Source organism: Cryobacterium algoritolerans (assembly GCF_004402785.1).
Taxonomy (GTDB): domain Bacteria; phylum Actinomycetota; class Actinomycetes; order Actinomycetales; family Microbacteriaceae; genus Cryobacterium; species Cryobacterium algoritolerans.
This window is the reverse complement of record NZ_SOFP01000023.1, coordinates 100,185-111,783: the sequence shown is the minus strand read 5'-3', so window position 1 is coordinate 111,783 and position 11,599 is coordinate 100,185. Positions and strand designations below refer to the sequence as shown.

Here is an 11,599-nt window from a genome sequence, read left to right as displayed (position 1 = left end):
TTTCGTGATGTCCCACGTATAGACCTGGCCGGGGCCGGTGGCGACCAGTTCCGGGATCGCCCGGGCCGGGTGACGGGCCAGGCGTCGGCGTTCCTTGACTTGCTTGTTCTCGGCCAATACCCGGTAGATCGTTGAGATCGACGCCAAATACACGCCCTCATCGAGGAGCTGCGCGTAGATCTGGATCGGCGGCAAGTCCACGAACCGGGCCGAGTTCACCACCGCCAGGATCCGGGCCCGCTCGAGGANAACCGGGCCGAGTTCACCACCGCCAGGATCCGGGCCCGCTCGAGGACATCGAGCCGGTTCGCCGGCACCCGCAGCGGCCCGGCGGCCGGGGTGCGGGGCGTCCGGGTCGCGGTCGCCCGCGGCAAGCCGACCAGGCTGGCGGCCGTCCGGGTCGGAACGCCACGGTCAGCGAGGTCGCGGTAGGTGGTCATCACGGTTTCGTGTGCGGTGTTTCGTCCCGCGAGCTCTTCGAAAGATTTTCGAGTAGCTCGTGCATTTTTGACATGAACTCCAACGCCACCCCCGTCGTTTCCAACCGCCGCTCCGTCAACTCGAGCTGGCGGCGAAGCCTCGCGATCTCGGCTTGCTCGGGCGTGAGCCGGCCGATCTTCTCCTCAGGTTTCTTGCCCTGCAGCACCCCCGCATCGCGTAGTTTTCGCCACTCCGTGATCTGGGTGGAATAGATGCCCTGCTCCCGCAAATACGCGCCACCCCCATTCCGGGAAATAGCGTCCTCGTAGGCGGCGAGATGATCGAGCTTCTGCTTCGGCGTGAACGACCGCCGAGGCGTGGGACCGCCCGCGCGGGGGCCGGGACTGCTGTTGTTCATGGAACTATCGTCGCGCACGGCGATCAACGAGGGGCTGGACATGGTGGGACTTCCTGATTCTCGCCCTACGTCAAACGGCGGACTTGCTCTGAGCTAATGGCCTCAACTCACCCTGACACGTAGGGCGGCGACGCGGGAGTAGACGCCGGGGATGGTGCGTCCGCCGTGTTCTTCGAGGGTGAGTTGGCCTTTGAGGGTGTCGAAGACGGACTCGACCCATTGGGNCTGCTGTTGTTCATGGAACTATCGTCGCGCACGGCGATCAACGAGGGGCTGGACATGGTGGGACTTCCTGATTCTCGCCCTACGTCAAACGGCGGACTTGCTCTGAGCTACTGGCCTCAACTCACCCTGACACGTAGGGGAGCGCGACCGCTCGCCTCCAGAACTCGACAGGGAATGGTCGTGGCATGGAAAAGCCTCTCACAGAGAGCCCGATCTTCACACCGTTTTGGGTAACCAACCCGTAGGGCACGTCATTGAGTCAACTGAACTCGGGGCAGTCCCAACCGACAGCAGTCCCAGCCGGCCAACACGGGGTAGTTCCGGGCTTGTTTGCGGAACGAGTTAGCGTTGACGAGCATTTGCCAAGCGCTTTCGCCATGTACGGTCCCCGGATTTTGTCGGAGGCGACTTCAAACGTCTGGATGCCTGGTGGAGAGCGATCGCGACACCTGTCGTGAAGAGCATTTCGACGAGAAGCGTCGCGGCCGCAAGCCCTGTGGCGCCAAAGCGAGGGACGACAACGAGAGAAAGTGCTAACGCCCCAAAACACGCACGTAGCGTTATCTGAAGCCGAACTCGAATCCTGTTAGTTCCCATTAGGTATGCGGACAGCGCGTAGTTGCCCGATTTTGGCGCGTAGGACAACGCTACGAAAGAAAAGAGCAAGATACCAACGGGGGGCTGCTGGAAGTAGTGCTCGATCACTGGTTTCAGTGCGATTACGAAGAGGGCGACAACCGCGCCGCCAAAGAAGAACATTGCCCAATACGCCCACGGCCGAGTCTGGCGATCCCTGACACGGGGAACAAGTTGCAACGATAATGTGCCTGGCACAACGTCCAGTGCCTGAACAACTCGGTAAACGATGGCCAGCGCCGCAGTGTCCGAGATCGGCAGGTAGACAGCCGCAATAAGAAGAGGTGACTGAGAGTAGAACGCACTGAGCGCACCCGTTGCCCCGAACTCAAGTATCCGACGGTAGACGCCAAGTGCGTCGCGGTCTGTCTCAGGGAGAGCTCGATGTGTACGCCTGAACGTGACGGTAGCCACCAGCAAAGACGGCAATGGAAGGAACAGCAACATGTCTAGATTCGCCGTCAGGATTGCAGCGACAAGAATCGGTAGCTTAAGTGAAAAGAGCAGAATGTCAGGAAGTGCGTACAGCGCGTCTCTCTTTGCGACCATCGTGGGAGCCCGAGTGATACGCCCGGTGCTGTCGACTGCCTGGGTCACCGCGAGTGCAACGAGTATGAGCAGGGAGTTGGACGGGAATGATCCAGCAACAGGATATCCGATGAAGACCACCGCTACGAGCCCACCAATGGCCGCCAACGTGAAATGGAAGGCGACAGCCTTTGCGTAGACTGATTTGCCAATGCGGCGGAGCGGAATCGAAAGCAAAAAATTGCCTGCGCCGGAATCCGTAATCATAGCGAAGGAGCTTAGAAGGCCGAATCCAGCGACGAGTAGACTGCGTTCTGCTCCGCTAGCTACATTCGCAAGCACGAGCATAATCCCGAGTTGAAGGATCCTCACGAGACCAGTACTTGCGGTGGGAAGCAGGAATAGAAATGGTTTGGCAGTGAGACTCATTGGTATTCTCGATTCTCTTCAAACGCCGAATTGAGCTGCCCGCTCCTTCCTTGGGCAGGCCACGGTCGTCGCCCCCACCACGAGATGTAGATCTTCAAGATCTCGGTCTTTCCCCGCAAAGACAACCCCTTCACTCTATTCCAAGGAAGGCCTGGCGCTCGGCCCATTGAGTACCCGTCCCAGAGCTGGCTATCGAAGGCTTTAGAGGCGAATGAACCTGAATTAAGGATGGGAGAGTCCGAGATCTGGACTGCCTTCGAGGTCGACCTGTTCGTGGCCATGAAGTCACAGGCCTTTCTCCGGCTGCGACTCGGGTTCGGGCTTGTAGGCTGAACTGCAGATGGCGACAACACCAGTTTCGCGACGGTTGAATCCCCGGCCAGAATCGACGCTAGTTCTAAGCGGTCAAGGCAACGCTTGCGCGCTGAAGATCTCCTGGGGAGTCTGCATGGGCGATAGTGGCGCTCGGCCACGATCTGCTCGAGTCTGGTGGTGTCGTTCAGGTTGAGATCGGTGTCTTCGAGAGATCTTTGCGGAACAGCCCGTTGGCGTTTTCGTTGGTGCCGCGCTGCCAGGTCGAGTATGCGACGCAGAAGAACACGGGATTCCCTGTCCCTGTTGTGAATCTGCGTGCCGGGCCATCTCGTTGCCGCGGTCCCAGGTCAATGTTCGGCGCATGGACGCGGGCAGCATGTTGAAGGATTCGATGAGCGCCGGGATCACCTTCTCCCTCTTCGCCTGTGCGGGAGCGTGATGGCGATCAGGATACGGCTGTGCCGTTTGACCAGGGTCACGATGTGCGACGCGCTGTAGCGTCCGACGATCATGTTGGCCCTGACCCCGTCGAGTGGACACCTCACAAGAGAGAATGTTCACTATGGCAAGATCACGTCGGGAGTTCACTCCTGAGTACAAAGACGAGGCCGTGAAGCTGGTTTTGACCACCGGCAGAGCGGTCGCGACCGTCGCCCGAGAGCTCGGGATCAACGAGGTCACGCTGGGCCGGTGGGTGTCCGCGTTCAAGGCCCGCAACGAGACTGGGCAGACCGAGGTCACGGAGTCCGAACGGGCCGAGCTGCTGCGGCTACGCAAGGAAAACGCGGACCTGAAGATGGACAGGGCGTTTCTAAAAAAAGCGTCCATCTTCTTCGCCCAGGAAGCATCGGATACGAACGTCAAGCGTTCGAACTGATGCTGGCGGAGAAGACCAACTTCACCATCACCCGCATGGTCCGCCTCCTCGACGTCTCCCGATCCGGCTACTACGCCTGGGCCGGCCGGGCCCCGTCGCCGGCGTCGATTCGGCGGGTGCACATTGAGCAGAAAGTCACCTTCTTCCATGGTGATTCCGACGAGGTCTACGGGGCCCCGAGGATCCTGGCCGATCTTCGCGCGGACGGGGAGGTCGTCTCCCGCAAGACCGTCGCCGCGACCATGCGGCGCCTGGGTTTAGTGGGCATTTGTCCGAAGAAGTGGAAGACGACGACGATCATCGATCACGCTGACGCGTACCCGGTCGACGCGGTGAAACGGAAGTGGGATACCGGGGCGTTGAACCAGGTTTGGGTGGGCGATATCACGTATCTGAGGACCTGGGAGGGGTGGGTGTTTCTGGCGACCGTCATCGACGCTCACAGCCGCCGCGTCATCGGCTGGGCCATCGCCGATCACATGCGCACCGACCTCATCGAGGACGCCCTCACGATGGCCATGGTGCTCCGCGGGGACCGTCCGGCGACGGTGATATTCCACTCGGACCGTGGCACCGTGATTTGCTGGGATAACGCCATGGCCGAGAGCTTCTTCGCGACCCTGAAAACCGAGTTCTACTACCGCCGCGTTTGGCCCACCCGGGCCCGCGCGATCCAGGGCGTCGCGGAGTGGATCGAGGACCGCTACAACCGGCGCCGACGGCACTCCTCGATCGGGCAGGTCACACCAGTCGACTTCGAGATGCAATACTCGTCACAGGCCGCAGAGATCCAACTCGCCGCTTAACCCGTGTCCACTCTCCGGGGTCAAGGCCATGTCGCCCTCCCAGCGCCTCGGTGTCTTTCGGTCGTCCGCCTCGGCGGGACGATCTTTCATTCAGGGGGACAAGGTCCGGTATCCGAGACTTCTTCCCGCCGCAGCCACGCGTTTTTCGACGAGATCGCCTTTCTCGCAGTTGAGTTCACCTTCACCGATCGGGATTCAAGTTGGGTCTCATGCAGATCCGCGCCTTTTGTCCGCGCTATTTGAATTTGTGAGCACATGCTAGTTATGAAGTGGCGATGACATCCTGTACCTTGAGACTTGGTCACCGGGTGCTAACACCTCTGGTGCGAGGTCCTGAGCGAATTCTGCCGATTTAGCTTGGGCGCCGCGCGTGAATGAGTGCTGCGGGCGAGAGCACCTGACAGTCGCCTAACTAGTCTACTTTCGGGAGTGTTCTGGGGACTCAAACCGTAAATTCTACGAGTCTTGAGGGTGTCTTGAATCAGAAACTCGGTCGGATGCTGTGGGCAGCGTGCAGTATTCTCATCGTAATTGCCGCTGTGTGGGGCCTGCTTGTCGTAGTCGGCGGTGTTCTGAATCCTCAGGTGAGTGCATTCGACGCCCGCCCTCTACTGCTTTGTATTAGCCTTAGCGGGTTCGCGGTAGTTTCATATCTCGCCTGGCCGAGTCGATGGAATATCGTTGCGCATACTCAACTCGCATTTAGCATCGTTGCTTACGTCATACCCATCCTTTTGCTTGACGGGCTATCGAACGTGTCCGGAGCTGCATTGGACCTATACGCTCAAGTCATTGTGCTCGGATTTGTCGCCTGCACGCTCGGAGTCGCAATCGGCGGATGGGTCGGGCGTTTGGGCGACTGGTCACGCGTCCTAGACCGGATCTCGTTCGCCACATTCTCAGGCTTGGGGAATATGTCGAAGCGAACGCAAATCATTGTTGTGCTTTCGATTCTCGGAATGGTTGCCTCATTCACTGTCATGGGGTTCATTCCTGCGCTTGCGGCCGACCCTTACGCGGCCAAGTTTTTCCGGGGCGAGTATGCCGTGCGGTATGGGCCGGTGGCGCCGCTGTACCGACTGGCAACATCGGCCATTTCCCTTTTGTTTCCTCTGGTGGCAATGTACGCATGGAAATACCGAAGTGCCAAGTGGTACATGATTCTCGTTGGTTCCCTTGGCGTAATGCTGTTATCACTGCAGCGCGAGCCCGCGCTCAGCGGCATATTACTGTTTGCAGGAATTCTAGTGGCAACGCGCGGACGCGGTATGTGGATTTACTTCTTGGGAATCCTCGGCGTGTATTTCGTGGGAAGCGCCCTGTACTACGTCTTGTCACTTTGGGGGGTCGATTCCTTCGCACACGGGTCCTATGCATCGACGTCGTTTCTCGCCGAGATTGCCGCTGGTTCGCCAGACGTCGCCGATCAGATTAATTTCTTCACGAAGTGGTTGGACAGGCCGGAGTACACTCACGGTCTCACTTTTGTTGGCGGTCTGATCCCGGGTAATTTCAAGTGGAATCCGTCAGTATGGTCTTTGTCGGTTATTAATCCGGGGGTCGACGTTTCCGCAATCAGTTCGGGCGGACTCAGACTCCCAGCGCCAATCTGGGGTTTCGTCAGTTTTGGTTGGCCTGGGGTGGTCGCAGTGAGCTTCGGATATGGATTCTTCACTGGCGTCTTGGCGGGATTTGCTAGGCGATTGATTCCGAGCACTAATCTGGCTCAAGCGACCGTCCTAACCGTTATCTATGTTTCGCTCTCGGATGTGATTCCAGTCTTCTTCCGGCTCAGCTACCTCTCTATTTTGCAAGTTCTGGTTGCTGTCATCCTCGTGTATTGGCACACTTCCGGAATCCGGTCAATCGAGGGCGGGTCCCGAGAAGGTCTTCGCCAAGACGACTTGCGGGCATTCCCATCGATTCGATGATTGGTCGCGGTTCCGGCGAGTGGCGCAGGGTCGTCTTACTGTTGCCCACCGCAACGACCATCATCGGTAGGCTCATTCAGCTGGCAGTGTTGATCTTGGTCGCTTCAACAGCCACAGGGGCAGAACGTGGAATGTTGATTGCAGGGATTGGACTCCTCGGCTCGTTTGCCATCCTGACCGATTCCGGTGCAGCCAATTTCATTCTTTCTACGGCTGGTGATTCCCTCTCCCGGGGTGAGTACATTCGCGTGGTGGCCTTTCACGCCGGTCTAGCGACGATTGGCTCGGCCGTGGCAATGTCGTTCGTCTTGGTATCGACTGGCCCGCACGCAACCGTTCGCGCGATAGTCTTGCTCGGCGCGGTCGCGTTGTCACAGATATTCGACGGGACCGGACGAAGCGTTCGAGCACCATTGCTCGTTGCGCGGCGCGATGGACTCTTTTCCATTCCGGATATCGTCAATTTTCTCGCGAAAGCCCCGCTAGTGCTTGGGGCGGTAATGACAAGAGACCTGTCATGGCTGCTGGGGCTTCCCATAGCCTCTTGCATAGTCACTGGAGGAACATTCGCACTTGTGGTGCGATCTATCAGAGGTGCGTCCTTCTCAAGGAATGGTCTCTTTCGGCGCGTGCTTGAGTTCGGAGCCACGGGTTCGCTAAGTGCGTTGTACTCCCAGGCGCCCTTGGTGATCGGTTCTCTCGTTTTACCATTGAACCAGGTCGCTGCTCTGGCGCTCGTCTATCGCATTGTTCAGCCGCTGGAGATGGTGCCGGGAACTGTCTCTCAGCAACTCACACCGCGAATCCGTTCGAGACCCAACGGTCCAGGCTTCTATTGGGCATCCTTCGCATGCGCTGGCCTGCTAGTCAGCGTCCTTCTTCTCATTGGTGCCCCGCTCATCGAGAAGGCTGTCGGCGGCGCTCTCGAGCCGCGGCTAGTCTTCTTGATCATTGTCGGATCGATCTCAATTAAGTGGGGGAACTACGCTCTAGTGGCATTTGTTATGGGAATTGGACTAGTTAGAGCTCGGTTCGTGCTCACTCTATTTGTTGGGATGTTCGCTGTCACCATGAGTGCGCTGCTTGCGCCCATCTATGGTGCACCTGGTCTCGCCGCTGTCACGCTTGTGAGCGAGGTGGCTCTCTCAGCTGGGTTTGGCCTCCTTTTCGCCCGGATGGGGACTGCAGGTGCGTCAGCGTGAAACTCTTATTGGTGTCTGCCGACCGAACGACGGATTCGGGCGTGCCAACCAATCTCGGGGACGCGCTTCTCACTGACGCGCTTGCTGCGGGTGTTCGATCGAGGGGTCATGACGTGAGCGTCGCAGACTTTGGGGCGCTCAGGACTGTTGGCATTGAGGCTCGTGAGAAGTTGACGGGGCCATGGGGTCTAATTCGAGAGATTCGGAATGCCGACGCTGTCATCGTTGGGGGAGGAACTCTGCTTCAGGATGACCAGCCCAGCGAGTTATTTGGAGGCCTGCCTCGACTCATCCTTTTCGTGTCCTTGATTGGATGGATCTCGCGCACGCCCGTGGTGTATTTCGGAGTTGGGTGCGATCCCATTGCTCGTTGGACCATGCGTTGCCTTGTTCGACTTGCCGTGAAGGGTCGTCGAGTGTGGGCCCGTGACCTCGAGTCTGTTCAACGATGTGCTGACCTTCTGAAGATCAAAGTGGAACTGGCTGCTGACGTAAGCCTCCTCTTTGCAGACAGGCTAGGAGATCTGATCGCAAGCTCGAATGTCGCGCAGTCGAACCAGCTAGTTCTGGCTCTTACTGCTCTTGATGCACAAACCTTAACTAGCCACGCAGTGGCCCGATTCAAATCGGAATTCGATACCATCGTTTTCGTCCCGATGCATCAGGGTGAGGATCGCGGGGACTCGGAATCGCTCTTGGACGAAGTCGGTTCACAAATCGAGGTTCTCCGTGGACTGACGTGGGAGGACACCGTGACCGTGTTTGGGCGATCCAAAATGGTGATCGCTTCACGAATGCACGCCATGTATATTTCCGCGATGGTCGGAGTCCCAGTGGCGGCACTCGGGAGTTCGCCAAAAATCGACGCGTTTATTTCCGAATTTGGCATTTCACGGATCGAAGGTATTGATGGATGGAGCGCGATTACTCCTCTTGCAGATGCGGTTTCGGTGGCAATGGCACGTGCTCGAGTCGAGGCTCAACTCGACAGTGCCCTGCGTCACTTGGGCAGCGTCTTATGAATGTTTCTAGCTGGAAGAACGATCAAGTTTTGTTAAAGGGAGTGATTTGGTGACTCTGGCCCGCTCCGTCATTCGCCGGGCGCATAGCCGCTTACGGATTCGAAGAACCATTTTCTGGGTCTCATCCGCATCGATGATTCTCCTAGCTGCCGCGACTTGCTGGGTCGCAGTTAGGGGTCTTTTGGCGAGGGACGAGTTGGTGGCTTCCGTCCCGCTTGCTTCAGAAATCCAAAATCACGTCTTCGCGAATGAGGGAGCGGCTGCGATTAGGGCGTCGACGGAACTTGGGCATCATTCGGCAAATGCTGCGAATCTGACAAGCGACGTGGTCTGGCGGGCGTTTGAAGTGCTGCCCTATCTTGGACCTAACCTCGTTACTGTGCGTCAGCTCGCCGCAGTAGTCGACAACGTTGCAAAGAACGCGATCGTGCCCTTGGCCGATGTCGTTGGTGCCATAAAGATGAACGATTTCAAACCAGTCGACGGCGCCATCGATCTGAGACCGCTTGTCGACGCGCAATCGCAATTCGCGGCGGCTGAATCGGCGCTAAGCGCGGCTGATCGACAGCTAGCGTCGATCAACACATCAGCGAACGTACCAGAAATAAGGAACGGGGCCAACGAACTCTCGGCGTCCGTCACCCAGGCGTCCCGGAGCGTGGGAGACGTGGACCGAGCTGTCCGGCTGGTGCCGAACATGCTGGGGGCCTCTGGGCCGCGAAACTACGTGCTCTTGTTCCAGAACCCGGCCGAGTTGCGGGCGACTGGGGGGATTGCCGGCGCGGTGGCGCTCCTTCATACCGAGAACGGGAAGATTGCGCTTGCGCAACAGGCATCAAGCGGAGACTTCCCCTTCTATGAAACGCCGGTGCTGCCGCTCTCCGATGAGACGCGCGGCCTCTACGGCGACATCACCGGACAGTACATCCAAGACGTGAACCTCACCCCCGACTTTCCGCAGTCGGCGCTGCTGGCGCGCGAGATGTGGAAACGGCAGTTCGGAGTGGAGGCCGACGGGGTGGTCTCCATCGACCCTGTGTCGCTGAGCTATCTTCTCAAGGCCACCGGGCCGATCACCCTGCCGACCGGGGATGTGATGACCTCGGACAACGCCGTGAAGCTGCTGCTCAGCGACGTCTACGCCCGCTACGAGAACCCCGCCGACCAGGACAAGTTCTTCGCGGCGGCGGCAGCATCCGTGTTTTCGGCGGTGTCCAGTGGCAACGCCGACCCGGTCGAGCTGATCAAGGCGCTCGCGCAGGCCGGCAGTGAGCACCGGGTGCTGGTGTGGAGCGCGCACCCGGAAGACCAGGCCGTGCTCGCCGACACCACGCTCGCCGGCGGGCTGCCGGTCAGCGACGCCACCGGAACCCGGTTCGGGGTCTACCTGAACGACGGCACCGGGGCGAAGATGGGGATGTACCTTGACACGAAAGTGACGCTGGGGCAGGTGACATGCCGAAAAGACGGCCGCCCCAATTATGGGGTCACGGTGACACTCACCAACACGGCTCCCGCGGATGCCGCGACTAGTCTCTCTGACTACGTCACCGGCGCGGGCGTCTACGGGGTTGCCCCGGGGAACGTGAAGACGGTCGTGTCGGTCTATGGGGTGCCCGGGATGCAGAACCTAGGCGTGACGCGGGATGGCGCGGTGGTGGGCTATCACCCGGCGACCGATTCCTCTTACCCGGTGAGTGCCCTCAGTGTCGAACTGGCGCCAGGCGAGAGCACCGTGCTGGAGTTCGGCTGGCTCGGGGAGCGACCTGACAAATCCTCACTGATAGCCCAGATGACACCGGGAATTAATCAAAATGAAACACGGCTCGTAGATTCATCCTGTGAATCTGCCTTATGGTAAGAACTGTGCTTCTCGACGCGGTTCGGCGTCGGCACAACTTTCACTTCACCTAGGGGGACCTCATGATGGCCAAAAAGACTTTCGCGGTGATCGCGCTCGCGATCCTCGCAGTGTTCGCAGTACCGGCCGCGGCTAACGCCGCGGGCTACGTCGCGGCCGACAAGGTCACGACCTCAGGCGCCGTCGTCGCCGGCGGAACCGTCACGGTCGGCTTCGCCGCCGGATCGTTCACGGCCGGCGAGAGCGTCTCGTTCACCTGCACCGGATCGGGCACCGCCACCCTGTCGGCCGTCAAGGCCGCCACGGTGTCCCTCACCAAGACCGCCGACGCCTCAGGCGCCGTCAGCGTGAAGGTCACCCTTCCCGCCGACGCCACCGGCACCTACACGGTGACGGCCACCGGCCTCACCTCGGCCAACATCGGCACTGCAACCCTAACGGTTGCCGCGGCTGACGCCGGCGCCGGCAAGGGCCTCGCCCACACCGGTTACGAAGCACCCATGCTGCTCATCTGGGGTGCCGCCGGCGCCCTCCTGCTCGGCATCGCACTCGTTGTCGTCATGGGCATCGTTCGCCGCCAGCGCGCGAACGCGTAACAGGCTCCTGGCCTAACCGCCACCAAGGTTCACCCTGAATGGCCCCGCACTCACGTGCGGGGCCATTTCGCATTGGGCCGGCGGCCGGGCGCCCACGGCTAGGCTTCAGGGGTGGAGACAATCGCATGATAAGTACTTCCGCACCCGGTCTCAGACGTGCTGGAACGCGTTCATGACCAGGAGCAGCGCCGTGACCGCTGCGACCGCGATGAATGAGGGCGCGGCCGAGCAGGAACCAGCGGCTGTCCTGGTTGCGTCGACGCCAACGGCGGATGCGACGCGTCCGGCGTCGGATGCTCATGGCCCGAACCCAGCCACCCAAGGGTCGGCGTG

The 11,599-nt window shown here is 59.7% G+C and carries 7 protein-coding genes and 3 pseudogenes; 6 read left to right on the top strand and 4 right to left on the bottom strand.

The annotated features are described in order from the left end of the window. The 4 genes and pseudogenes from E3O19_RS05225 to E3O19_RS05210 all read right to left on the bottom strand — a co-directional run. Nucleotides 1-201: pseudogene (locus tag E3O19_RS05225) on the bottom strand (IS3-like element ISAar46 family transposase); the annotation flags it as partial. Between the two features lie 238 nt (nt 202-439). Next, the gene (locus tag E3O19_RS05215) at nt 440-880 is read right to left on the bottom strand and encodes a hypothetical protein (RefSeq protein ID WP_134565847.1); all 441 of its coding nucleotides are present in this window, start codon (nt 878-880) and stop codon (nt 440-442) included. Nucleotides 881-961: 81 nt separating this feature from the next. Further along, nucleotides 962-1,060 (bottom strand): annotated as a pseudogene (locus E3O19_RS18770) (IS982 family transposase); the annotation flags it as partial. Nucleotides 1,061-1,405: 345 nt separating this feature from the next. After that, entirely contained in the window at nt 1,406-2,494 is a 1,089-nt protein-coding gene (locus tag E3O19_RS05210; RefSeq protein WP_166804470.1) for a lipopolysaccharide biosynthesis protein, read from the bottom strand. Nucleotides 2,495-3,524: 1,030 nt separating this feature from the next. On the opposite strand from E3O19_RS05210, the pseudogene E3O19_RS05205 reads away from it, so the two are divergent. From E3O19_RS05205 to E3O19_RS05185, 6 genes and pseudogenes are all read left to right on the top strand, one after another. Next, nucleotides 3,525-4,654, top strand: a pseudogene (locus tag E3O19_RS05205) (IS3 family transposase). Between the two features lie 584 nt (nt 4,655-5,238). Then, a complete protein-coding gene (locus E3O19_RS05200; protein WP_166804469.1) occupies nt 5,239-6,585 on the top strand; it encodes a hypothetical protein in 1,347 nt (448 codons plus the stop codon). Continuing rightward, the gene (locus tag E3O19_RS17685) at nt 6,582-7,787 is read left to right on the top strand and encodes a polysaccharide biosynthesis protein (RefSeq protein ID WP_166804468.1); all 1,206 of its coding nucleotides are present in this window, start codon (nt 6,582-6,584) and stop codon (nt 7,785-7,787) included. Before E3O19_RS05200 ends, E3O19_RS17685 begins: the two co-directional genes overlap by 4 nt. After that, entirely contained in the window at nt 7,784-8,809 is a 1,026-nt protein-coding gene (locus E3O19_RS05195; protein ID WP_338145073.1) for a polysaccharide pyruvyl transferase family protein, read from the top strand. Before E3O19_RS17685 ends, E3O19_RS05195 begins: the two co-directional genes overlap by 4 nt. Before the next feature lie 199 nt (nt 8,810-9,008). Further along, entirely contained in the window at nt 9,009-10,670 is a 1,662-nt protein-coding gene (locus E3O19_RS05190; RefSeq protein WP_166804466.1) for a DUF4012 domain-containing protein, read from the top strand. Between the two features lie 62 nt (nt 10,671-10,732). After that, nucleotides 10,733-11,266 (top strand): hypothetical protein, encoded by a 534-nt coding sequence (locus tag E3O19_RS05185; RefSeq protein ID WP_134565837.1) that lies wholly within the window; start codon nt 10,733-10,735, stop codon nt 11,264-11,266. Nucleotides 11,267-11,599: the final 333 nt, after the last annotated feature.